At 45.6% G+C, this 24,715-nt stretch carries 22 protein-coding genes; 15 read left to right on the top strand and 7 right to left on the bottom strand.

Translation table 11 applies throughout. The features are described 5' to 3' along the window. The first annotated feature begins 17 nt into the window (after window positions 1-17). Window positions 18-788, top strand: a complete 771-nt coding sequence (locus D3P07_RS09470) for a Cof-type HAD-IIB family hydrolase (RefSeq protein ID WP_119799923.1) — start codon at window positions 18-20, stop codon at window positions 786-788. 241 nt (window positions 789-1,029) lie between these two features. On the opposite strand, the gene D3P07_RS09465 is transcribed toward D3P07_RS09470, so the two are convergent. Continuing rightward, the gene (locus tag D3P07_RS09465; RefSeq protein WP_119799922.1) at window positions 1,030-1,662 is read right to left on the bottom strand and encodes a TetR/AcrR family transcriptional regulator; all 633 of its coding nucleotides are present in this window, start codon (window positions 1,660-1,662) and stop codon (window positions 1,030-1,032) included. 123 nt (window positions 1,663-1,785) lie between these two features. On the opposite strand from D3P07_RS09465, the gene D3P07_RS09460 reads away from it, so the two are divergent. The 4 genes from D3P07_RS09460 (at window position 1,786) to map (ending at window position 5,115) form a co-directional block, all read left to right on the top strand. Beyond that, a complete protein-coding gene (locus D3P07_RS09460; protein WP_397334563.1) occupies window positions 1,786-2,991 on the top strand; it encodes an MFS transporter in 1,206 nt (401 codons plus the stop codon). Between the two features lie 104 nt (window positions 2,992-3,095). Then, complete coding sequence (locus D3P07_RS09455) at window positions 3,096-3,539, top strand: cell wall hydrolase (protein WP_119799921.1); 444 nt, start codon at window positions 3,096-3,098, stop codon at window positions 3,537-3,539. A gap of 221 nt (window positions 3,540-3,760) precedes the next feature. Next, window positions 3,761-4,363, top strand: coding sequence for a TetR/AcrR family transcriptional regulator (locus D3P07_RS09450; RefSeq protein ID WP_119799920.1), 603 nt, complete (start codon window positions 3,761-3,763; stop codon window positions 4,361-4,363). Between the two features lie 5 nt (window positions 4,364-4,368). After that, window positions 4,369-5,115, top strand: a complete 747-nt coding sequence (gene map, locus D3P07_RS09445; RefSeq protein WP_119799919.1) for a type I methionyl aminopeptidase — start codon at window positions 4,369-4,371, stop codon at window positions 5,113-5,115. Between the two features lie 162 nt (window positions 5,116-5,277). On the opposite strand, the gene D3P07_RS09440 is transcribed toward map, so the two are convergent. After that, complete coding sequence (locus D3P07_RS09440) at window positions 5,278-5,958, bottom strand: SDR family NAD(P)-dependent oxidoreductase (RefSeq protein ID WP_119799918.1); 681 nt, start codon at window positions 5,956-5,958, stop codon at window positions 5,278-5,280. A gap of 155 nt (window positions 5,959-6,113) precedes the next feature. Between D3P07_RS09440 and D3P07_RS09435 the strand changes: the two genes are divergently transcribed. The 3 genes from D3P07_RS09435 to D3P07_RS09425 all read left to right on the top strand — a co-directional run bounded on the left by D3P07_RS09435 (window position 6,114) and on the right by D3P07_RS09425 (window position 8,278). After that, complete coding sequence (locus D3P07_RS09435; RefSeq protein ID WP_119799917.1) at window positions 6,114-6,698, top strand: TetR/AcrR family transcriptional regulator; 585 nt, start codon at window positions 6,114-6,116, stop codon at window positions 6,696-6,698. Between the two features lie 386 nt (window positions 6,699-7,084). Beyond that, on the top strand, window positions 7,085-7,651 hold the full coding sequence (locus D3P07_RS09430) for an NAD(P)H-dependent oxidoreductase (RefSeq protein ID WP_119799916.1): 567 nt from the start codon (window positions 7,085-7,087) through the stop codon (window positions 7,649-7,651). A gap of 18 nt (window positions 7,652-7,669) precedes the next feature. Continuing rightward, a complete protein-coding gene (locus tag D3P07_RS09425) occupies window positions 7,670-8,278 on the top strand; it encodes a Rossmann-fold NAD(P)-binding domain-containing protein (protein WP_119799915.1) in 609 nt (202 codons plus the stop codon). 1,115 nt (window positions 8,279-9,393) lie between these two features. Here D3P07_RS09425 and D3P07_RS09415 read toward each other — a convergent pair. Further along, a complete protein-coding gene (locus D3P07_RS09415; RefSeq protein WP_119799913.1) occupies window positions 9,394-10,149 on the bottom strand; it encodes an SDR family NAD(P)-dependent oxidoreductase in 756 nt (251 codons plus the stop codon). A 229-nt stretch (window positions 10,150-10,378) separates the two neighbouring features. Between D3P07_RS09415 and D3P07_RS09410 the strand changes: the two genes are divergently transcribed. After that, window positions 10,379-10,762 (top strand): MerR family transcriptional regulator, encoded by a 384-nt coding sequence (locus tag D3P07_RS09410; protein WP_119799912.1) that lies wholly within the window; start codon window positions 10,379-10,381, stop codon window positions 10,760-10,762. A gap of 470 nt (window positions 10,763-11,232) precedes the next feature. On the opposite strand, the gene D3P07_RS09405 is transcribed toward D3P07_RS09410, so the two are convergent. Then, window positions 11,233-11,871 carry a TetR/AcrR family transcriptional regulator gene (locus D3P07_RS09405; protein WP_259391410.1) on the bottom strand — a complete coding sequence of 213 codons (639 nt, stop codon included), beginning with the start codon at window positions 11,869-11,871 and terminating at the stop codon, window positions 11,233-11,235. Between the two features lie 123 nt (window positions 11,872-11,994). Here D3P07_RS09405 and D3P07_RS09400 point away from each other — a divergent pair, with 123 nt between their 5' ends. The 3 genes from D3P07_RS09400 (at window position 11,995) to D3P07_RS09390 (ending at window position 14,069) form a co-directional block, all read left to right on the top strand. Then, window positions 11,995-12,861 (top strand): ketopantoate reductase family protein, encoded by an 867-nt coding sequence (locus D3P07_RS09400; protein ID WP_119799911.1) that lies wholly within the window; start codon window positions 11,995-11,997, stop codon window positions 12,859-12,861. Between the two features lie 184 nt (window positions 12,862-13,045). Beyond that, a complete protein-coding gene (locus tag D3P07_RS09395) occupies window positions 13,046-13,402 on the top strand; it encodes a hypothetical protein (RefSeq protein WP_119799910.1) in 357 nt (118 codons plus the stop codon). Window positions 13,403-13,700: 298 nt separating this feature from the next. Continuing rightward, window positions 13,701-14,069 (top strand): hypothetical protein, encoded by a 369-nt coding sequence (locus tag D3P07_RS09390; RefSeq protein WP_119799909.1) that lies wholly within the window; start codon window positions 13,701-13,703, stop codon window positions 14,067-14,069. Window positions 14,070-14,330: 261 nt separating this feature from the next. Here D3P07_RS09390 and D3P07_RS09385 read toward each other — a convergent pair whose 3' ends face one another. Both D3P07_RS09385 and D3P07_RS09380 read right to left on the bottom strand, forming a co-directional pair. Continuing rightward, complete coding sequence (locus D3P07_RS09385) at window positions 14,331-14,774, bottom strand: hypothetical protein (protein ID WP_119799908.1); 444 nt, start codon at window positions 14,772-14,774, stop codon at window positions 14,331-14,333. 498 nt (window positions 14,775-15,272) lie between these two features. Continuing rightward, window positions 15,273-15,917: a transposase gene (locus D3P07_RS09380; protein ID WP_182914237.1), complete on the bottom strand. Its 645-nt coding sequence runs from the start codon at window positions 15,915-15,917 to the stop codon at window positions 15,273-15,275. 419 nt (window positions 15,918-16,336) lie between these two features. Between D3P07_RS09380 and D3P07_RS09375 the strand changes: the two genes are divergently transcribed. The 3 genes from D3P07_RS09375 to D3P07_RS09360 all read left to right on the top strand — a co-directional run bounded on the left by D3P07_RS09375 (window position 16,337) and on the right by D3P07_RS09360 (window position 18,737). Further along, window positions 16,337-16,540: a transposase gene (locus D3P07_RS09375; protein ID WP_119799906.1), complete on the top strand. Its 204-nt coding sequence runs from the start codon at window positions 16,337-16,339 to the stop codon at window positions 16,538-16,540. 1,368 nt (window positions 16,541-17,908) lie between these two features. After that, the gene (locus tag D3P07_RS09365; protein WP_119799904.1) at window positions 17,909-18,538 is read left to right on the top strand and encodes a TetR/AcrR family transcriptional regulator; all 630 of its coding nucleotides are present in this window, start codon (window positions 17,909-17,911) and stop codon (window positions 18,536-18,538) included. Between the two features lie 22 nt (window positions 18,539-18,560). Continuing rightward, a complete protein-coding gene (locus D3P07_RS09360; protein WP_119799903.1) occupies window positions 18,561-18,737 on the top strand; it encodes a DUF2197 domain-containing protein in 177 nt (58 codons plus the stop codon). Between the two features lie 338 nt (window positions 18,738-19,075). Here D3P07_RS09360 and D3P07_RS09355 read toward each other — a convergent pair whose 3' ends face one another. Then, a complete protein-coding gene (locus D3P07_RS09355) occupies window positions 19,076-24,496 on the bottom strand; it encodes an OmpL47-type beta-barrel domain-containing protein (protein WP_182914236.1) in 5,421 nt (1,806 codons plus the stop codon). Between the last annotated feature and the right edge of the window lie 219 nt (window positions 24,497-24,715).

Raw genomic sequence — 24,715 nt, 5'->3', positions numbered from 1 at the left:
AATGTGGTGGGAAGACAATGAAAGCAAAATTTATTGTGTTTGACATTGATGGAACATTATTAACAACGGATATGAAGTTCCTCGACAGTACAAAACAAGCTTTGGCTTCTCTTAGAGAAAACGGACATGCCATAGGTATTGCGACAGGAAGAGACTACGCTTCAGCAATAGCCATCATAGAAGAACTTGAAATGGATACCTATGTTTTATGTAATGGATCAGTCGGTTATGTCCGTCATGAATTAGCCTATGAGGTCAAATTATCCAAGGAATCTATTAAGAGACTAATTGAAATTGCAACAGAAAACAATGACCAAATCGTTTTTCAAACAGCGAATGGATTAAAAAGACATTTTGAAGAACCGGGAGAGTCGTTAACTCAGGCTTATGAAAGTTTGGGATGGCCCATCCCTGACTTTGATGACATGTATTGGAATCAAAACCCTATTATCCAAGCTATGCTTTTCTGCAAGTCAGAAGATCTTCATAAATACGAGATCCATGAATTCAGATATGTGAGTTGGCACAAATTCGGTTTAGATGTTATACCAAAAGACGGCTCGAAAGCAAAAACCATTCTGAAAATCGCCGAAAAAAATGGGTTTCAGCATGAAGATATTGTGTTTTTCGGAGATGGGATGAACGATATTGAACTAATAGAACTTTCGGGAATAGGGATTGCAATGGGAAATGCTGAAAAGGAAGTAAAAGACAAGGCAGATTTAATCACGGATAGTTGTAATGAACATGGGATATATAATGCTTTAAAAAGATTGTCATTTATTTAAGAACAACAATCCAGCTAACGGGAACGTTTATTTCAATCCATAAGCGACAGTTAAGGACTTTCTATTTCAAGTCTTTGGCTGTCGCTGTTTCATTTTCTATGGTATGAGCTGTTAAATACCGCTGAAATAGTATACGTAGTCGGTCGGAGGGAGTCGTTACCCACAAAGCAGCAAGAGGGCTGTTCCGGTTGTCTCATCAATGACTTCTCGCAGTCAGGTTGGATAATTGCCAAGCTGGTCCTCAATTAACCTTTCCCCGTTCGCCTGTCTTAGCAGATAGGTCATCCCAAATTCTCATCAGCAGAGTGATAGCAGCATCAATTTCCTCAAGTGAAACACCATCCCTGGCTTGTGATGAAATACCTTGAAGAAAGGTGTCAAACAAAGTAACGAGCATGGAGATATCCGTAGAAGCGGGCAACTCGCCATTAGCTACGGCCCGTTCTATACAATCTTGCTGCCAACCGCGTACCTTAGCTCGTTCCTTGGAGAGCATGTTTTGAATGTGCTTTTGTTCAGGTGAACAGGTTACAGCGGATAAAATCAACAGACAACCTAAAGGATGGGACCGCTCTGTTTGCATCTGCGCCGATCGTCGTAATCCCTGCTCAATGGATGCTTTCGCTGTCCTATTTTGATCCCTGAAGCTTTCCGAAACTTGTCCATAAGTAGAGATATACTGATCCACCACTTCGCGGAACAGCGCTTCTTTGGATTCGAAGGCCGCGTAAAAACTCGCAGCTGATATACCTCCCATCGCAGCGCGCAGCTGAGCAAGGGAAGTGGATTCAAAGCCATGTTCCCAGAAGAGAAGCATAGCCGAAATGACTGCCTCATCACGATTAAATGCGCGAGGACGTCCCGTACGTGGCATAAGATAACCTCCTTCAATACTTCTATACTAATCGATCCATAAGTCCTTGACAAGTAAAGTGTTGTAGATTAACATTTGGAATGATCGATCCAGAAGTAAACTGATCTTAAGGAGGAAACAAACTTGTCTAATTTTTCATCATCCGCAGGTGTGCTTCAATCGGACAACAAGCCTGTTAGACTTCCTTGGCTTGCCTTACTGGCATTAGCGATGACAGGGTTTATCTGTATTCTTACAGAAACCATTCCAGCCGGGCTGCTGCCATTAATCGGGGAAGGACTGCATATTTCGAAAGCGATGGCCGGGCAACTCGTAACCCTATATGCGATTGGCTCGCTTGTTGCGGCGATTCCATTTGTCATGTTCACCGGAGGGTTGCGGCGGCGTCCGCTGCTGCTCGCCATTATTGCGGGATTTTTAATCTTCAACACAGTTACCGCTTTGTCGACTAGCTATGCTCTGACGCTTGTCTCACGATTTCTCGCCGGTGTAGCTGCAGGCGGAGCTTGGGGGATGATCGCCGGTTATGCGAGACGAATGGTTCCTGAGGCCCTGAGGGGACGCGCACTTGCTGTCTCCATGGTAGGAACACCAATTGCGCTTACCTTGGGGGTGCCGGCCGGAACTTTGCTTGGTGACCTTGTCGGTTGGCGAGTGGTATTTGGGCTTATCTCTTTTCTGACTCTTTTGTTAATCTGCTGGGTGCTATGGAAAGTGCCGGATTATCCCGGACAGCCTGCAGTGAAGAGAATGACAGTTCGTCAGGTGTTTGTAATGCCGGGTATCCGTTCGATTCTAATGGTCGTGCTAACCTGGATGCTGGCTCATAATATTTTATATACGTATATTTCACCGTTTCTTGAGCATTCCGGACTTTCAGAGCGCGTCGATCTTGTATTACTCGTCTTTGGAATCGCCGCTCTCGTCTCCATCTGGATTGTCGGCATGCTGATAGACCGCAAGCTGCGCTTGATGGTATTGATCAGTTTATTCGGTTTTGCGATGGCGTCCGTTGCGCTATGGGCTGGCGGCACATCGGCGTCGATCGTATATATTGCAGTTGCGTTATGGGGGCTAACCTTCGGAGGTGCCGCCACGTTATTGCAAACCGCGTTGGCTGATGCAAGCGGTGAAGAAGGCGTTGATATCGTGATGCCCATTAATGTAATGGTATGGAATGGTGCCATAGCCAGCGGAGGCATTGTCGGCGGGATATTGTTAGAGCATGTTGGTGTACAGGCTTTCCCGGGAGTACTGTTGGTACTCTTGCTTGTGGCGCTGCTTATTGCATGGAGAGCGAAGAGATACGGCTTCCCCCAAAAACAATAAAGGTCGCAAACAAGAAGCCGGCTACGAAAAGTTTCATGCAAACCAAGTAACACTTCCGCCTCACCTACAATATGATGAGTCTAGAAATCTAAAGAGGTGAGCCAATGGCAGTCGTAAAAGCCAGGGAACAGGATATTAAGATGTTGGCAAGGTTGCTTCGAGCTGAGGCTGAGACCGAAGGCGAAATGGGCATGCTCCTTGTTGGAAATGTTGGCATTAATCGAATAAGAGGGAATTGCTCCGATTTTAAAAATCTCCGGACCATTCCCCAGATGATCAACCAGCCGCATGCGTTCGAAGCGTTGCAACATAGTTTGTACTATCAAAACGCAAGAGAGAGGGAACGCCGTCTGGCGCAACGGTCTGTGAATGGGGAGCGGAATTGGCCAGCCAAATTCTCCTTATGGTATTTCCGCCCAGGATCGTTCGAAAGTCCCGGACCATGTCCACCAACTTGGTATAATCAGCCGCTCGCAGGACGATGGAAGAAGCACTGTTTTTATGAACCGACCGCGGGTGAATGTGATAATATATATAATACGTATTAATTTTATAAACGGAATGAGCTCATTAGGATCTCTTTATCTGACTTGTCACAGCCATGTGTCGGTTGACTAGAATGTTATTTCATTAAGTGCCGCGTAAATCGCGGCTTTTTTTGGTTTAGCGAAATAAAGTTATGCGTAAGACTGAAGGACTTGATCCTAACTGCGAAATGAAGTATATTTATTTTACATTGACATCCCAGCAGGTCTAAAAAGGAGGAGCCATGTCACCACGTACAAAAGAACAGAATGATGCGATCCGGGAATTGCGGATGAGCCAAATTATGCAAGCGGCTGCGGAAGTATATATGGAGAAGGGCATTCAATTGGAAGTACGCGATGTTGCGGTCAAGGCAGAGCTTGGCTATGGAACGGTATATCATTACTACAAAAATAAGCACATGCTTTTGGAAGATTTACTGTGGGATGCCCTGAATCGAACGGAGTCGGCAGTAATGCCCGTTTTGATGGGGGATAGCGGCAGTTTGCTTAAGGCTGAATCATTCTCCAGGCTGCTGCTGTGGAAGAGCATCCAGGATCCTTCTATATTTATTTTACTTAAAACGGTTGTAGATAATTTTCATCACTTCCCTGGAAACCGGTTCAGCAAGCTGTTTGCCGATTTTCAGGAACGAATCTATTCGCCGTTTGTGGAAATGATTCGTGAAGAAATGGGTTCCACAGCACCGGAAAAAACGGCTAATCTGATATTTGGCACGCTTGTTGGCTGCACAACATTGAACATCCACCACAATATGCAAAGCGAGATAGATGTGGATAGGATCGTCGACATGATTTTTTCAGGCATACAGTCTAAGGAGAGATAAATGGAATGGTCATTCTGAAATCGAAAACTGAAATTGAAGAAATGAGAAAGGCCGGCCGAATTGTCGCTGCTTTTCATCAAGCGATCGCAAGTATGATCCGGCCGGGAGTCACAACGCTCGATATCGAGTCGTTCGCGGTGCGATTCCTGAAGGAAAATGACGCTAAGGCTTATACAATAGGCTACAACGGCTATCCGTTTGCGACATGCGCGTCTGTCAACGACGTCATTGCGCATGGTTTTCCGAGCCGGGAGCCGCTCAAGGAAGGCGACATCGTCACAATCGACATCGTCGCGGAGGCGGATGGCTGGATCGGCGATTCAGCTTGGTGTTATGCGGTCGGCGAGGTGTCGGAGGATGCCCGCAATCTGATGCGTGTAACGAAGGAGTGCCTAGATCTAGGTATCGAAAAAGCTGTCGTCGGAAACCGGATCGGCGATGTGATGCACGCGGTTCAAACCCATGCCGAGCGAAACGGATTTTCGGTGGTGCGCGATCTGCTTGGTCATGCAGTAGGAAGAGAGATGCACGAGGAACCTAATTATCCCCATGTTGGACATCCGGGCAAAGGGTTCCGCTTGAAGGAAGGAATGGTTTTGACGATCGAGCCGATGCTAAATGCCGGGAAAGCGATGATGACAATAGATGAAGACGGATGGACCGCCAGGACCGCTGACGGCTCGCTTTCCGCACAGTACGAGCATACGATTGCCATTACTGCGGATGGCCCGATTATATTGACCGCGCAATAGAAATTTTACTCAATCCATTTATTTAATCAAGTTTTCTCCCCCAGCCTTTAAGAAAAAATCGGCCACTGTTCACATATTTGTGAAAGGGCCGATTTTTTATAATAGGATAGCGACCTTCGCCGAAATAGACATGAATATATATGGAAAATCAGAGCAAAATGCTCAACTAATTAAAATAGCCGGATCAAGCCCCAGAGGGAATATTTCTTCAAAGTGGTCCTTTTTCTCGTACATATGATACCAAGCGTCTGCAATAACATCCGGATCTCCTGCTGTTCCGGATTGTATCACGGCTCCGATTGAAAGATGTCCGATAAATACGCCTTTTTCTTTCAACTCGTTGTGCAGGTTTGCAGCATAATTACGCAGACCCGCCCCAACGATTCCGGCATTCCCCGCAAAAGGTAAAGGGAACATAGCAGATACGCCCGTTGTAAATAGAATTGCGCCAGAACCGTTATTTATCATATCCGGCAGAACCTCATTAACGGAAAGAACGGCAGGCAGCAAATAGCTTTTCATTAATCCTAATACACTTTGAGGCGTAGTTTCTAGCACGTTTGTGAAATTATCCTCCTTGGCATAGGGGCTAAATTCTAGCACATCAATGGAACCAAACTCTTTCTTAGCTGCTTGAATGGCTTGTTTTAAAGCAGCTAAGTCCGTGACATCCGCTACAAAAGACTGCGTTTCAATATTTAATGTTCTAAGTTCACGTTCAATACTTGCTAATTTCTCAGGGTTACGCGCAATCACAGCTACCCTAAACCCATTCTCTCCGAATTTTTTGGCTAGAGACAACCCTAATCCAGGACCTGCACCAACTATGGCAATAGTTTTCATTTTTCGTTAACTCCTTATCTATGATATATTAAAGTAACACATGTTGCTTTAATGAAAACTATATAGCCAAAGATATAATGCGACAATCAACAACCTGCGTGTGAATGTTGCTATAGCGACAATATTGTTAAATTGTCGGGCGAGAGGTGAAAGATATGGCATCAAAAGTAAGGGATTTACGTATTACGCAAACGAAACAGTCATTGATTAATGCTTTTTTTAGTTTGGCTTCTAAAAAGGATTTCGAAAAAATTACAATCGCGGATATAACAAAGGGAGCACAAGTTAATCGGGCTACATTCTATGCACACTTTAATGATAAATACGATTTAATAGATTATATTATGGGGGATTTCGCTTCGGCTTCTATCGAAAACCATACTTCAGGCATTGTGAAATTCGATCAGCACAGCATTATAAAACTCATTTTAGCGGTTTGCGATTTTTATCAACAACCCAATATTGAATGTCGCAGCAGCTATGGCGGCTTAGTCTTGCCTCAAATGAAAGAAAAAATACTGAAAGAATTGAAGGTTTATCTGTCGAAAAGTATGGAGCATATTTATACAGATAGCGAAAAAAACATGTTTGTGCCTATATTTGCTCAAATCATTCATGAAGGTGCATTGCAATGGTCCAGCGGTGACCTCACCATGAATAAGGAGGAAGCGGCCAAGAAGATTGCATTATTTGTATTGGGCGGATCTCAGACTTTCGAAGAAACTGACGCTAACGAGTAACTACAGCGTAGAGCTGCTAAAAGCATAGCCCCACACTTGGAGCTGGTTTTACAACAACATTAATAATTAACAAAGAGGGTCTCAAACTATCGGTCAAGAAGTTTTCTGAAATAAAGAATGATGATTACGAAATACGAGTTGCATTTCTGAGGAAGAAGACATACAATAATCACTATGTTAGTGATTGATCAATTACTAATTATCCACTTTCGAATAATTGCTAAGCAATAAATCTTGAGTGGAGGGAGGGATTGTCGATCATGTCTTGTGCAGGCAGTGTGATAGATGTTGTGGCCGAGACATGTGTTGTTCTCACTTGTAGTAATAGATCAATCAATAACTTAACTTATTTAAATTCGAACTGTACAACGAGAGGAGACCCCCCTATGAAACATTTAATCATCTATGCTCATCCTAGAAAAGAAAGCTTTAACCACGCCATTCTGGAAACCAGCGTCCGAGGCCTTCGCCAAAAAGGACACGAGGTTGTCGTGCGCGATTTATATGCAATGAAGTTTCAACCCGTCATCAGCAGCAGTGAAATTCTTGGCGGCGTCGGCGAGGATATCGAGCAGGAGCAAGAGTATTTAAAGTGGGCGGAAGTTATCACCTTCATCTATCCGATATGGTGGACCGGACTGCCGGCAATCGTCAAAGGCTATATTGAGCGGGTCTTTTCTTACGGGTTTGCCTACCGTTACGTGAATGGCGAACAAAAGGGAATGCTGAAGGGGAAAAAAGCCGTAGTTATTAATACACTAGGAAAGTCGCATGCCGAATATGTGGCCAGCGGTATGGATAGGGCGCTGTTGCTGACTTCTGACAAAGGAATATTTGAATATTGCGGTATGGAAGTGCAGCAACATGTTTTTTTCGAGTCTGTACCGAGCTCCGACGAGGCGACGCGCACGGCTTGGCTCCAACAGATCGAGGAGTTGGCGGGCAAAAATTAAATTGTGAGGTGGATCAAGATGTTGAAAGCAATCGTAATGAGAGCCGCCCGCCCCTGGGGAAGCTCGCTAGTTGCACGTCTACTGGAAATGGGGACGGAGGTTATCGCGCATTCCCGTTCAGAACGCAAGCTGAAAATGTTGAGGGAGAGGCTAGGATCTCCGGCCCAACTTCGAACTGTGAGTGGAGCCTCGGGAAACCTGGAGGAATTGCTGACAATGGCGCGGGGGACGCAGATCATCTTCTGCGATGCCTACCTCACTTATGAGGATGAACCGGAGAAGGTGCAGCGCTATCTCGAAGTCTTAAGCACCATCTCTGTGGAAACCGGGGCGAAGCGAGTAATCGTTGAAGGAATCTATCGTCCCGGTAATGAAGGGGAGGCTGAGATCGGCATGGGCTCTAATATGTTGAGGATTCTTAGCCCGGAGTTGTATGGCTCGGAAGCAAAGAACACTATTGTATATTACGCATTTCAAAAGATGGCACGCGGCAGGCCTATCAAGCAGCTACTCGCCCCTTCAGTAAGGCTGGAGTATGCGTTCCTGGAGGATGCCTCTCGAGATGCGCTCGAACTAGCATTATCTTCGTCCGCCAACGGGAGAACTTGGAAGCTCCGCACTTATTAAATATAAATTGTTTTGAGTTTGATGCTTGCAGCATTACCTCCCACTTGGACTTTAGAAATCCCTTGTGTTACAGCATCGATTGTCAATCTTGCCTTTATCTCGGATGGACGATTCATCGAATTGCCTTGTTTATGAATATATTCTGGGTTGGATCATCAGGAAGCCTTTTATTTTTCCAGAGGTAACACAGTAGAGCCCCATTGGATGTACCCGTTGCGCTTTCTTCCGGGATATCGTATAGTGACGCAAAGTTTCTGCACTCTGCCAAAGCCCCAGGGTTCACATCAAGAGTAAACAGATGGTAATCAACAACCTGATAATCAAAACTTATTTTGGAAATTTTCGTGAAATCGGGAGTTATGTGTTTTAATATTTGACTGTTCTTAATGGGGTGGAGTTTGCGTCAGAAATACCTCACCATTTTCATGTAGGGTTACTTCCAGCATGCCGGCTTTCGTTTGCAAAGTATAGGTGCCAGCTCTAATCTTCGCCTGTGTCCACAATAAGTAAAATGCAGAAGCGGTTTCTGAAGCACCAATGATTCTGGCTGTCTCCTGATGGAATTCCTCATTTCTTTTTGTGACAACACTGAGACATGCCATTAAGCGATACAGCTTGAACGTTTGGGTTAGCAGTCAGCCGAACATCGCCATAGAAATATATAAAAAACAACGCTTTGGGAGCGCTGTCTTCGTAAAATGACGTATTTTAAGCAAGAAATCGACCTACGACCCTTATGATAGCAGTAAAAACCTCCGTTTCATTATAAATCTTTATTTCGTAGACTATATGTTTAAAGTGAGTTCAGACGGAAAGAGAACAAGCAGCGGAGCCCGAGCCGTCCTCCCAGTAATTACGGAAACCGACGTAACAGGCGTTACCCTTATGGGTTCTCATCTATTTAAGATTGGAACAAGTTCTAGTCCCGCTTAGGACGAGAACTTGTTCCGAATACCGTAATGGACGAAATTTAACCGATAGGATAGACTATCTCCTTTAATACTTGTAGATCGTTTAAGCGGATATGACTCCCGAGTATAGACTTAATTAGGTTTTGTCGTACCGTTTGGAAACAACCCTGTTCATGGTTAGGACCGTGCTGCCATTACTTGCGATCAGATGTTCTGACCACCCGAGACTTCGATTCTCTGCGCATTAACCCAGCGATTGTCGGATCCAAGCAGGTTGGCGACTACGGGACCAATATCGTCGGGTACGCCGACTCGACCAAGGGCAGTCATCGCGGCAAACGTGTCATTGTAAGCAGGAATATCGCGTACAGAACCTCCAAGAAAATCGGTTTCGATTGCTCCAGGTGCAATGGTATTAGCGGTGATACCTCGGTGACCAAGTTCTTTGGCCAAATAGATGGTTAGAATCTCGACCGCCCCCTTTGCGGCAGAATAGGCGGAGAATCCGGGAAAAGAGACGCGAGTGAGTCCCGTTGAGAAGTTCACAATACGACCACCATCTGCAAAAAGTGGCAAAAGGGCCTGAGTCAAGAAAAATACGCCTTTGACATGTACATTAAACAGGCCGTCGAACTGAGCTTCTGTAGTTTCGGCATAATCTACCATTTCTCCGTGGCCGGCATTATTCACCAGATGATTGAAAGTGGCACTATCCCAAGTAGACCGCAGGGTCGAACGAACTGTCTCAACAAAAGCCGTAAAGCTGGCAATGTTTCCAACATCAAGTTGTAATGCCACAGCCTTACGACCCAGAGATTCGATCTCAGCAACAACAGACTTTGCTTCATCGGCTTGGCTACGATAGGTCAGGATGACATCACCGCCATGACGCGCAATACTGATAGCTGTATTGCGACCAAGTCCACGGCTACCGCCAGTGACGATTGAGATATTTTTCATAGTAACTTCATCCTTTCAGAACTCTTTTTAATTACATTGCTATCATAGATTATAAAGTTCACTTTAAGTCAAGACTTTTTTGCTGAAAAATTAAAAGTATAATAAAACCATGAAACCTTCAGTTTAGTCCTATTTTGCTCATCTTATATAGCATAAAAATTTTATGTTTTAGTTATATATTCCATTAACATGATTAAAGTTCACTTTAATAGGAGGCGATAAGTTTTTTATGTTGACTATAAGGGAAGTTACTGAATTGACAGGTATAGCGGCTCCCACACTTCGATATTACGAAAAGGAGGGGCTGCTTCCACATGTGAAGAGAAATGAAAATGGCAAACGGTTATATGACGAAGATGATTTAAGCTGGATACACTTTGTTACTGCACTTAGAGCAACAGGAATGCCGATTGCTCAAATTCAGAAGTATGTATACTTGTATAAAGAAGGGGACGCGACGATTTCGGAACGAAAAATGATGATGCTCCATCATAAAAAAGAAATTGAGAAAAGCATAAAGGAACTCTATTTTAACTTGGATAAAATTAACTATAAACTTGCTCTATATGATGTAATAGAATCTCAGATTGAACGAACTAACATCAAAATTTGATTAATACAAAAACCGGAGGAACGGTAGAAGCAACCATTCTCGGGGGAACGGACCAAAGGTGCTTCTCTATCATAAAGTTCTAGTATTGACTTGAGGTTGAAGTAGCAATTGCAGACTGCATTAATAATGGAAAGGGGGGGCAATCATGAATTTTTTGATCTTAATTTTAATCCTGGGTTTCTTGTATATTATTTTCTATCTTCGAGCGATATACCTATCTTTAAAGGAGATAGAAAATAAACTCACTGGAAAATAACTCAATGTAAGGTCCGATTGACTACCGCGTAAATCGCGGTTTTTTATTTTATAAGAACAATTTTTTCCACATCCAAATGTCAAGAATGTGCGCCTATTGCCTATAAGGTAAAAAACTGTGCCTATGAGGGAACGCGAAGGCCAGTCATAAACCAGAACTGATTTTTCATTTACAATATCTATAAAAGATTCCGAATATCGATAAAGAAAGCAGGCTAACCGTTTTTTGTAACTGCCGATATTCCTGAAGTAAATAGCATATTTATCAAACTAATTAATTCATCTGGGGGAATATCTTTTTGCCTGCGCTGCCAAAGACGAAGCAGTGAAAACGAAGTCGAGATGTGAAACTCTATTAAATATGGTGTTAGTGAATTATCGATAGGTAAGCAATAATTCTGTCCATCAGAAAAAAATTCACCTTTCAGCTTCTCCATAAAGCGAAAACTACCGTAATCACCCAATAAAGCATTCAGGTATGTCCCTTTTTCCTCAAAAAGCAGGAGTATATCCTGTGGTTTTAGAGCACCTCTCTCTGTGTTTTTCAATTTCTCCCGAATATAGTCTAATATATCGTTTTCAATGAAGCTAAGTAAATCGTAAACATCGATAAAGTACTGATAGAAGGTGCTTCGATTATATCCAGACTTGTTTGAAATTTCACGTATCGTGATTTTCTCTATTGGTTTTTGGCAATAAAGTTCACAAAAAACGCTGATAAATGTTTGCCTTGTTTTTTTCGTTATTTCAGGCTGCTTTTTCATTTCTGCTCCTTTCGCTAGCAAGATATCATCCGACAAATTAAAAAAGATTGTTGGTTGTTGAATCTGAAACAAAGCCGTATGATTCATCATACAACACATTGTCTTATATTAAAATGCGAGGAGATTAAGAATGAAAGTAACCGTTAGGCATCAGTCCCTGGGAGGCAATACGAAATCAGTTGCGGAAAACAAAGTACGAAGGAGAGGTGTAATATGAAAGTGCTAGTGTACGGAGCCGGCGTTCTCGGCAGCTTGTTATCCGCCCGCATGCATGAGGCTGGACACGACGTCTCGCTCCTAGCCCGGGGCGAGCGCCTGGCCGCCCTGCGTCGGCACGGTGTGCAGCTCGCAGAAGGTGATAGCCCAATCGTCAAGCAGGTACCGGTGCCAGTAGTCGAGCACCCTGCAGGGGAGTACGACCTGATCGCCGTTTTCGTCCGCACCCATCAAGTGGACACGGTGCTGGAGTCACTCGCCGGTTTCGAAGGTGACGTGCTGTTCATGCTTAACTGGGCGGCCGGCGCGGAGCCTCTGGGTGCGGTGATTGGCCACGATCGTGTGCTGCTCGGCTACCCCACGGCCGCAGGCACGATGGACGGCGACGTGGTCCGTTACCGTGCGACCAGTCTCATGACTCGGCTGGTCCCGATGCCGATCGGCGAACCCGACGGTCGTAACACTCCGCGACTGGAACGGATCGTGCGTGCGTTCCGCACTGCCGGGATCAAAGCCAAGGCCGAGCCAAAGATGGATGCCTGGCTCAAGACGCACGCAGCGTTCGAGGTGCCACTCTTGCAAGCGGTGAATGCGGCGGGCGGCCCGGTAGCGCTAGCCGACAAACCGGACGCAGTCCGCAGCATGATCCGCATCATGAGGCAGAACCTGATCGCCATGCCGACGCCGCCGGTCCCTCGCGGGTTCATTGCGTTGCAGACTCTGCCGGTAGGGATGCTCATGGCTATGCTGCGGCGTTTCTTGCGGAGCTCCACGGCCGCACAGCTCGAAAACCCCTCGCTTTCGGCGATAGCCGAACTCAAGCAGTTGGCCGAACAATTGCGTACCTATGCGAGTATCAGGTAGACGATAGGCGACTGTGTCTCCTCCGCCAAATCGTATGTTCGGCGAGAAGATTCACGGTCTGCATGGAGTCATTGACGATTACCGCTGAGAGGGAGCCTTATAATATAAGAATTCGAGTAGCAGCTTCGTATTTGCAATCATCCTCCTGATAACGGGGTGTGGAAAAGAAGAAAATGTTGGTGAAATGAACGATGAAATGAGTGCCACTGGTCAGCCAACACAAGAACAACCCGCACAAGAAACTCTTGAGAATGATGGAAGGGAACTTGTAAAGCTGCCAGATAATTATAGAGATGAGGTAATCTACACTACTGTAAATCGTGGAAATGCCTATGAGAAGAGGATCTTGCAGGAGCTGTTGACCATACAACTTCAGTTTTGGAGAATTTTACAAGCAAGGCGTGAGGGCGTCAGGCATGAAGTTGACATGAATTATTGTAACAAAAATTACTTTTATAAGCCGATTTTGAAGCATCTTGTTGATGGACATGAGCCGGGAGGGAATGCACCCCGGCTCTTATTATTATTTGGGGGCAATTGAAGAGTGGCCTTTTATCAATCCACATGGATTGTTTATTTCTCTAATAATCTTTAGGTTGTCAAGAAGACAATTCAATTGAATACCGCGTAAATCGCGGTTTTTTTGTTTTATAGGAACAATTCTTGTCAATTCCCCGGAGGGAGGACGGCTACTTTTTTCGCTTTCATGTATTTCCAATGATCTACTTATATATTTACCTCCATTTGCGAAACAGGCGATTTACTGAGGACTCTTATCCATATCATTCTATTATAAAGTTTCATAATCTATTTTATTACAGATATGGAGGTTGATAGAATTGGCAAATCGAGATGTTAGATTGGCACTGTTTAGAGATAATAACTTTTCTGGAAGAAGAATTTTATTTAGACGCGGTGGAGTAGCTATCAGAGACTTGAACGCATTTGCATTCAATGATGAGCTCTCTAGCTTTAGATTGCGCAATGTTGTAAATAGAAGACAAGTCACGCTTGTATTATTCTCAGATATTAATTTCCGAGGCTCGTTCCGTATATTCCGCGGCAATCAGAATGTATCAAGTCTGGGGGATTTCAACGATTTAACTTCTTCCCTCGTTCTCGTAGGACGCAATTTGACGAATGCTCAGATTAACGAGATTCGTCGTACGGGCGTACCGCCAAGAGATATTTTAAGCATTCGCCAATAAAGTTGTTGCCAAGCGTCAACGGTTGTTGCCTACCTTTGGGGCAAGTTTGTGTCACTGAGAAATCAAGAAAAAGCGATTCCTGACAGCAGTTTAAAGGAATGGCGATGCTAAGGGAGCACCCCTGCATCGCCCTTCCTTTATTTTTGCTGTTTTTAATCATACGGACGATCCCATGGAGAAAAAACTACTTTTGGACAGTCCCTCTATTTTATTTATTAGTCATATTTCAGTGGTCAACAAGGTGCTGTGTGTTTTTAACACTTAATTGTGGATGCCGGCCATAACATGCCAGCTACCGGGAGCGGACAACGTATAGAAATATTGGCCAGCTGTCGTTCCTATAACGATAGGGATAAGAGGAGCTCCTGATACGCCAGGATAGATGTATTGCTGTGAGGACAGGGAAATGGTTTTAGAACCGACCCATACGTTCGTGCAGGATGAGGTGGGTGTTGTATTACATACCTTTTCATACACATTGACGGTGAGGGTGTCGTAATATTGGCCGGTGTTGACGATTACTCCGTTGCCGAAATAGATGGTACCGCCGCTGAGGTTATAGATCGGGCTCGTATAAGAATAAGCAGCGGATGCCGACGGCACGAATGAAACCAACAGGGCGACCATCAGTAGAACGGAGATAAAAGCTCTTTTCATCACGGTACCTATGATCATACGATCAGGAATAAGTTGCTGTTGCATCATCTTTTACGATTCCTCCTTAGAATTGACTGCCGGTCAAACTGATTGATTCAAATTCGAATCATCTTGCAAATTCATGTTCATTCAATAAGTTCCATAATCTCCTTTCCAAAGAGTTTGAAGTTCGTTGTCCAACCCACAATGGATAGGGAGGCATGTTATCAACGCTGAAAGAATGAAAGGGGGGTCACTTACACAAATTCAATTTTATGTATGATTTAAACTCAATAGAACGAAGACATATTTTTACCTTTCGGCAAATGAAGAGCACGGTAACACCTGTCAAGAATATGCCGATTGCCAACAGCCGATTAAGTTCAAGATTGAGTTGCCGTGCCGTTGTATAACCTGTGCGAATTGACAGTGTCATTAAAGAGATTGCAAAAAAATGGAGCCGATAATTTGGTTTGTTTTTTGGTGAGTATTAAATGAATGTCGCGATCAAACTCCCCGCTAGAGGGAAAACGCAAGCCTGAAAGATATCATTGGAATCCAAATCCTTTACCCGTATGACGTAGTTCCACCCTTTGCGCTCAACATGCGCGAATTGTTGTAACTTTCATAACCTCTATCAGCCGTAACAATGGTTTTACCTTTAATGGGGGAACGGTCAACCATAGCAGCTAGCGCCCGTCCCTCGTTGCACAACCTTCGCGGCTGGACAATGGCATCCACGTAAAGTCGGTTGCAGAGGTCATAGGCTGCGTTCAAATGCAGAAGATTAAAACCTTTTGTGTTCGGCCCGCTTTGAAAATAGGTGTCCGTGTCCGCCGGGTCAGTTGTGATATGTAAATCCGAACCGTCAATGGCAAGTAAACGATATTCTCGGTAGTCCTTGATATCCGTATACGCTTGCGTAAAGGCGTGAAACAAGAATTCCACAGCAGACGGCAGGATTTTATTCCTTTGCTGAACAAAAGCAGACGTCGTTGCCGTGTTCACGTCATAGCCCTGCGATTCCAGGAGTTCCTTATACAGGCTGTTGCCACCCATTGAGATCAGGAGTTGCATAACCGTTTCAAAAGGCGCAACTTTTCTTTCGAGTAAAATCTTATTCAGGATTTTTGACATAGGGTGCTGGTGCGGATGACATTTCTCGTATGAGGATGTCAGTGTTTCTTTTAGCGAATTCGCGTACTCATTCATTGGCGAAACCTCCTCGTTTTTTAAGAGGCTACGCCAAGAAGTGTTCATAGAACTGCGAGTCCTCATGGCGAATCGAGAGACAATCGTCCATCGTTTGTCAGCGTCAAGAACCAGATCCATCGCTGGGTCGACATTGTGTTTCCAGAAATGAGGCAGGCATATAAGCACCTCATTGGCTCCGGTTCGCTCGCTACACTGCGTCTCTTTTCAACGCCTGCTGATTTTCAAAAGCTAACCGTTCGCCAGGTACTCGACGGCTGGAAAACAGTCATGAAATGGCACAGCGGTGAACGTAGAATCAGCGGCGAGTTGCTGGTTCTAGCAGCTAAATCAGTCGGCGCAAGGCATGCTGGAAAGCTTACAAGCTCCATCTAAAGCAACTGCTTGCAGAGTACGATCTGGCTACCGGGCAGTTGCAGGTGATCGAGAAAGAATTAGCAGTTACGCATAAACGGATCCCGCTAGCCACGCTAATGCTTGCGATAAAAGGCATAAGCGTCCTGTCTGTTGCAGGCATTCTAGTCGAAGCCGGCGACCTCAGCGGCTATTCGCATGGTAATGCGCTCCTACGGCAAGCCGGCCTCAACTTGGCCGAATCGAGTTCCGGCAAGTGGAACGGCTAGATGTCACTTAGCAAACGCGGCCGACCAAGGCTCCGACATGTCTTGTTCATGGCAACCATGGCTCTAATCTTGAACGATGAATCATTCAAGCGCCTACATGAAGCGAATGTGAAAAGCAAGAACATGAAATCGATACGCTCGGTAATGAAACTGGTCGGCAAGTTCGCTCGCATTCTGGTTGCCATGGCAAGCAGTGGCGAAGCTTACGAACCGAATCGAGCTCTTCTTATGAAACAGGTTGCTTAGCCGCTTCGCCATCCCGCGAAAATTGGCTTACCGATATAATAGGATGGATTGGATTTTGGTGGAATTTTGAAATGGGCATACGTGATCGCCTATAAAATAATGGAATAGATGTTGGTTAAACAGTTTCCAATGGCAAGTCAAGAACAGACCGTTGGAATAGTCCCAAAAAATGTTCCACATGCTAACAGGAATGACCGTTGCGGAGAAGGGGATAAGGATATGAACTACAGAATTGGTTAGAAGGATTCTTTTACACTCGGAGGCAAAACGAGGACGACAAGGACCAAAAATGGAGAAAACCTTAACCAATTTCCTGATCGTTGTGAAGTAAGGATTCCTGTTATGAAGAATTAGCAGCTCAAATGTAGAGAAGCCCTTGATCGTCCGATTGAACTGTGATCCACAAGAGGGTTACCATTCATCAGCCGATTCGAAGGGCTTCTGCTACTAATTGAATATTGTCACCTTCGATTAGGTATTAATAGAACGCAATCGTAGTGAAATCAGCACCTGCGGTAGGACCAGATCAATATTGATGGGGTTCCAGCCCCGCTGAAAGTACCAGAAACAACAAGATTTCCTTGTCCTTGAATCGTTCCTACGTCACTAGCACTTGCGCTTAACGGTAATGCGAGCAACATTGCAACAACAACAAATAACATCACTAATTTACGAGACTTCATTAAACACCATCTCCTCTAATTTGATAAATAGAATATCCAATCGGAGATCACTTCTGTCAGCGACTTGTTGTATGTTCCTTACTTTTCAACTAATGCTGTTCTAAATGATCGATTACACATTATGGTTTTACGATTAGAAGCATCACCCCTTTTACGCATAACCTCGCTAAAGCAGACACTTATAATTAAACTACTTGTACATGTCTACCTATAGTTTATATTTTTACCAGTATAAGTAAATATGTCTATTTTGATTTTTTAAACAGCATTAATGGAAAAATGCCCCTCAAACCTCACAAAGAGGAGCCCCTATACGTACACTGCTTATAATAATTGGACTATAATAGTCACTACTGCAGGCATGAAACTGAACCCTCATAAAGCCGATCTATATGGTTTTTTATTTGATTTTCTTGTACGACTGTACTAAAATTAAAATATGAGTATAAAAAATAAACCAACTGACCAAAAGCAAAGGTCATTCATCGAAAAAGCCCGTAGAGCTCAAATTGTGGAATGTGCGATTGAGACAATCGCAGAAGTAGGTTACACTCAAGCCTCTTTAGGAGAGATTGCAAAACGTGCGAAAATCAGTAAAGGAGTTATTTCTTATCACTTTGAAAATAAAGAGGAATTATTGGAGCAAGTAGCTATCGAATACTATATGGCTTGGCAATCATATATTGCTCCACGAATAGAAGCTCAAAAATCTCCTGAAGAAATGCTTCGGGTGTATATTGAATCCAATCTTTCATTTGTAGATGAAAATCGGCAGCATGTTTTCGCTGTTATTGAATTGCTTTCTAATAAGATAACTGCTGATGGTAAACTTCAGTTTGCAGCAGACCATGATGAAGCTGTTTTAGTTCCAATTGAAAATATTCTCACTCTAGGGATGCAAGAAGGAGTTTTTCGGGAATTTACCAAATCATCGGCAAGGGTGATGGCGCTAACAATAAGAAATGCCATTGACGGGTTCACCATGGAATTAATGAGAAAGCCTCATTTAGATATTCAGGAATATACGAGAGAACTGATTACAATCTTCGATATATCAACTAAGAAGTGATATGTCACCAAGGAGGTTATTAATGTTTTACTATGATGTACTTTGCTATAATTGTAAAAAAACAATCAGAGTATACGAAGGTTCACTAAAATATAAACAAGCCAAGGAAAGAAAGGTTAAGGTTTTTTGTTGTGAAGATTGTGCTGATAAAATACGCATTGAAGCAATTTTAAATTTTATGCGCGGGATTAATCAGTAAATACTCATCTAGAAAAGGTGCCTAAACCATTCCAGAGGAGAGTATTGATTCATGGCTCAGTATCAGGTCACACTAAATCACGAGAGTTATTAAACCAACTGTGACACACTAAATAGATGAAGAGATGAGAGCTGCAGTAAAATTCAGATGATTAACAGTCAATTCAGAGCCGTTACATTACATAAATCATTTAGGGAGTGGCCTTTAACTGATTTACATACATATGTACAAAATACGAGTTTTGTGAAATAGTAAGGAGTGAAAACTGAAAAAAAGGATAAAACTCCGATATGACGGGTTTCATCCTTTTTCCTGCAATTTGAGACATTTATTTGGGGTCATTCGATTTTTCGTTTTTTCTCGATAGCGTTTATTATGATAGTTACCGATTCCGCCCTGGTTGCATGCGCTTGGGGTTTCATCGTGTTATCCGGATAACCGGCAATCATTCCATGCTCTACTGCAGCAACGACTGCCTTTTGTGCCCATGTAGAAATCTCGCCATGATCGGCGAAGGTTTTAGTTGCTTGCACATCCTCTAACTGCAGAGCGTTTACCACCATCACCGCTATTTGCTCACGCGTAATGAAATCGTCAGGCGCAAAGGTATGCTGATCGTATCCATGAATAATTCCGTACGCATTCGCGGTGGAAATGGCCTCTCTTGCCCAATGATTCGTCATATCGGTGAATACGTTGCTTTTTTTATTCGGAACACCAAGCGCTCGAACCAAAATCGCGGTGAATTCTGCTCGGGTAATTGCGCTGTCTGGCTTGAAGGTCCCGTCCCTATAGCCGTTCACTGCGCCAATGCTAGCGAGTTTCTTAATGTTTTCTTCCGCCCAGTGACCTTTCATATCGTTAAAGTGAACGCCAGGTTCATTTTCCACTACAGGTTTCGCAATAACTGCAAATTTAGTAAAGTGGTCGGTTGTACCGCTTACGACGCCCTTCTCCCATTCGATCCCGATATTATTCAGTTCTATCCATTCATTCGTTGCTTCATTGAGCCAGTAAAGGCTGATTTCAACGTTATCTTCTCGAAGTGATTCAGCGGCAAATCGAAGCCTTATGGTCACATCCTTGTCGAATTTTTCTGCTTGATCCTTCTTGAACTCGATCACTTTACTTATCAGCCTTTGTCTATCGGACAAAGGAAGAGCATCTGTGCCTGTGATTTCGTTAATGGTTAAATACAAAGGTTGATGTACCGCTCCAGCAGGGATGATGATTTGCCCCTCGCCAAAAGAAATCGTACTCCCTTCGACTCCTACTAGGTAGGTATTGCTCGGCAGCCCGCTGCCGCTTGAAGGATTGGATTCACGGGTTTTCAGCCGAAATCGTTCGGATGCCGCGTTCCCCACATTTCCTGCCAAATCCCTTCCCCGGATGTGCAAATACCATTCTCCATCGGCGCCGCTTTTCGTGAGCGCTGCTCCGTTCGTAAATGGCATCCAGCCTTCAACCGGAGTAGTAGCGTCGGTTGTCCAAGCATACTGAACCGTGGATGCGTCGGCACCGCTTCCCGTATCGGCAACAGTCACCGTTGTTTCGGTCGATGTCGCCCACGTTTCACTGCCATTCGGGCTGTAGCCAACGGTTGGCGGCGTCTTGTCGATCTTCACCGCGAGCTCAGAAGAGAGCGTATTACCCGCCCTGTCCTCCACCTGGAATATAACCGTATGCTTGCCTTCGTCTGAAATCACGATTGGTGCCTTATTCTCGTAAGTTTGCGCGGTTCCTCCATCTAACGTATAGGTGAAACCGGTGATTTCACCGAATCCCGCCTCGGCATAGGCGCTCACGGTAACGCTTGCGTTCGTCCAATCACCGCTCGTATATGCGCTTCCGTCCGCCTTGGTCAACGTCGGTGTCAGCTTAAGTCCGCTCGTACTGATCTTCACTGTACGTGTTTCAACCGATTCATTACGCGCCGCATCTATTGCCTTGAAGGAGAGCGTATGAATGCCATCATCCCGAAGGACGATATCCGATTGATAGGTCTTCCACGTCGCGCCGTCATCCAGAGAATACTCGAACAAGCTTACACCGTTCGCATCCGATGCCGCTGCGCTTAACGTAACACTCTGGTTGGTCCATGTGCCGTCTTCATAATCGTTTCCGTCCGCTTTCGTCATCGTAATCATAATCGTTGGCGGCGTTTTGTCGATCTTAACCGTGAGTTCAGCAGACAGCGTATTATCCGCCCTGTCCTCCGCCTGGAATATAATCGTATGCATGCCTTCGTCTGAAATTACGATCGGTGCCTTATTCTCGTAAGCTTGTGCGGTTCTTCCATCTAACGTATAGGTAAAACCGGTGATTTCCCCGAATCCCGCCTCAGCATAGACGCTTACGGTAACGCTTGCGTTCGTCCAATCACCGCTCGTATAAGCGCTTCCGTCCGCCTTGGTCAACGTTGGTGTCAGCTTAAGTCCGCTCTTACTGATCTTTACTGTACGTGTTTCAACCGATTCATTACGCGCCGCATCAATTGCCTTGAATGATAGTGTATAAATGCCATCATCACGAAGGACGATATCCGATTGATAGGTCTTCCACGTCGCGCCGTCATCCAGAGAATACTCGAACAAGCTTACACCGTTCGCATCCGATGCCGCTGCGCTTAACATAACATTCTGATTGGTCCATGTGCCGTCTTCATAATCATTTTCGTCCGCTTTCATCATCTTAATCATAATCGTTGGCGGCGTATTGTCGATCTTCACCGTGAGTTCAGCAGACAGCGTATTACCCGCCCTGTCCTCCGCCTGGAATATAATCGTATGCATGCCTTCGTCTGAAATCACGATCGGTGCCTTATTCTCGTAAGCTTGCGCGGTTTCTCCATCTAACGTATAGGTGAAACCGGTGATTTCCCCGAATCTAGCCTCGGCATAGGCGCTCACGGTAACGCTTGCGTTCGTCCAAGCGCCGCTCGTATAAGCGCTTCCGTCCGCTTTGGTCAACGTCGGTGTCAGCTTAAGTCCGCTCGTACTGAGCTTTACTGTACGTGTTTCAACCGATTCATTATGCGCCGTATCAATCGCTTTGAAGGAGAGCGTATAAACGCCATCATCCTGAAGGACGATATCCGATAGATAAGTCCTCCACGTCGCGCCGCTATCAAGAGAATATTCGAACAAGCTTACACCGTTCGCATCCGATGCCGCTGCGCTTAACGTAACACTCTGGTTGGTCCATGTGCCGTCTTCATAATCGTTTCCGTCCGCTTTCGTCATCGTAATCATAATCGTTGGCGGCGTCTTATCCTCAGGGAGCTGATGCTCTACATTGTAGTCCGTTACACTTCGCATTGGATTGTTCGCCAAGTCCAAGATCGTTCCTGACTGCTCATCGTAGGAAAGGAGAACATGCTGACCTTGTTCGAACCTTTCGCTGACAGTAAAAGTGAGGGACTTTGTTCCCGTCCCCTTTATGTCCGTAATCGTCGCAGCATGACCATCCGCGTTAATCGTTACTCCGTCGCTATCTGAAATGCTTACTTCTTCATCGAATGATAAGATAACACGGTCGGGATGTTCACCCTCTATCTTTGCACTTAGGGCTGTAGGAGGAGCCAAGTCTACTCCAATATTGGCGGCTATGCCCTGCAAGACTGGATAGGCCTTGCCTTCTTGTTCGCTCCAGATTTGTGTGAAATCCCAGTCGGGATTGAACGTAGCGCGCTGTTTCATTTCCGATGTGCTTCGTGACTCGCCTTTGCCGGAGTCGGATTGACCGGTCGTTTCTTTGTTATAGATACTTGCGGACACCCTACCGAAATTCCGCCCAACCAGCCCGCCGACGTCGCCGCTGCCCGTGACGCTGCCAACCGCATAAGTATGGGTGATATCGCCCACATTGCGTCCCGTTAGTCCGCCAACCTCCGCCCGACCTGCAACGGAACTGGTGGCGTAGACATTGCTCAACGTGCCTCCCTCATTTCGACCCACCAACCCGCCTATAAAATCCGTGCCGATGATATTGCCGGTAGCATAGGACTGGTTGATCGTACTGCCCCTATCCATGTTTCCCGCCAACCCGCCGACATTGAATTGACCGTTGACGCTGCCATCGGCGTGGGATTGGGCAACGGTGCTGTTATCGCCTAAATTCCCAATTAGCCCGCCGACGCTGAAGGAGCCGCTAACACTGCCGGCGGCGTGTGACAGTGTGATTGCGGCATCGCTGCCAGCGTATCCCACCAAGCCGCCAACATAGGAATCTCCGTTTACTTCTGCTGTCGTGTAAGCCTTATCCACCGTGCCGCCATTGTTGTATCCCACCAGCCCGCCAATAGAATTATGGCCGCTGACGGAGCCAACCTCCAGTCCTACACTGTGTACAACGCTGCCGAAACCGATCATTCCGAACAAGCCGATATTATCGACTCCTTGACGTTTGATCATGAGATTGCGGATCGTGTGGTCCTGGCCGTTGAATGAGCCGGTAAAGGGCTTGCTGGCTTCGCTACCGATGGGTGCGAAGCCGGCGCCATCGCTCGAACTCGTCGCCCACATGTCGGAACGGCTGCTATCGTTGAACGTATCGCCGAAGTCGATATTCTGAGCCAGCGTGTAATTCGCCGTGAGATCCATCGCCATCAATTGCAGGTGATGGGCATTCCGAATGGTCGTTGACCATTCGGACCGAAGAAGCGGCCGAGTCGATCCGTCGACTATAAACCAGGTATTCGTGAAATCCCAGCCGGCATAGCTCGTTTGTGTCAGAGCCTGCGCGGTGGTGAGGCCGGTTTCCATGCAGGTTCCGTATCCGCAGGCGTTGCTCTGGCCGGTCGTTTCCTTATCCCAGAAACCGTTGCTCAATTTAGCTTCGTAATTGTACCCCACCAGACCTCCGACAAATTGGGTGCCGCTGACGATCCCTGTGGCGTAGGACTCGCCTATCAAGCCAAAGTCAGTGCCCCCCACCAACCCGCCGACATAACTCCGTCCGCTGACGGCGCCAGTGGCGTATGACTGACTTACAACACCGTTAAAAAGATTATACCCGACCAGCCCGCCGACATTCTCACCGCTCCCGCTGACGGTACTTGTAGCGTAGGACTGGCTCACTATTCCGCCTTCGTTGTCTCCTACAAGCCCACCGACAATGGAGGTGCCGTTGACGGTCCCGTTAGCGTGGGAGATACTCACTGTGTCGTCATTGCGCCCGACCAGCCCGCCGACATAAGTTGTGCCGCTGACAGCGCCTGCGGCGTGGGAGTTGGTTATTGTGCCGCCGATGCCATTGTAGCCCACTAACCCGCCGACGATACCGCTGTCGATGCCGCTGCTGCTGTTGACAGCGCCGGTAACGTAGGACTGATCCACTGAGCCAAAGTTGCGCCCTGCCAGTCCGCCTATGTAGATTTTTCCAGTGATGGAGACTCCCTCTAGACCGACATTTCTTATCACTCCGCTGGAGCCGACGATCCCGAACAGACCGATGTTCTCGGACAAGGGCTGTTTGATGGTCAGCCCGCGGATGACATGTCCCTGTCCGTCGAATACGCCGGTGAACTGGCTGCTGGCCTTTCCGGCGCCGCCAATGGGGATAAAACCATCGCCATTGCTCCAGTCAGCGGTCTCCGAAGCATCAATATCCGCCTCGAGCTTGTAGTGAGCGCTCAAATGATTTCGCACTGCATTCAATTGATCCAGCGTCATGATGAGGTATGGATCGGCTTCCGTTCCTGAGCCTGTCATCGTACTGTTCGAGTCGGCTAACACTTGAAACGGCACGATTCCTATCAAAAGAAAAAGTGCTGTTAAAAAAGATAGATATCTCCCTTTCGTTCCTCTCATTCCATTCAGTTCACCATTCATTACTGATTTAACCCGCCTTTATTGATAGATTTTTTTCAACATCAACCTATTCCCGAATTATAAATCAATTCATAGATCATGAAATCTAACTGCGGTTATAGGGGCGGTTATAGCAATCGCCCGCCTCATTTCCATTATCCTGGTAAG

It is taken from the genome of Paenibacillus sp. 1011MAR3C5 (assembly GCF_003591485.1).
In the GTDB taxonomy this organism is placed as follows: Bacteria; Bacillota; Bacilli; order Paenibacillales; family Paenibacillaceae; genus Pristimantibacillus.
This window is presented reverse-complemented; position numbering and strand designations above follow the sequence as displayed.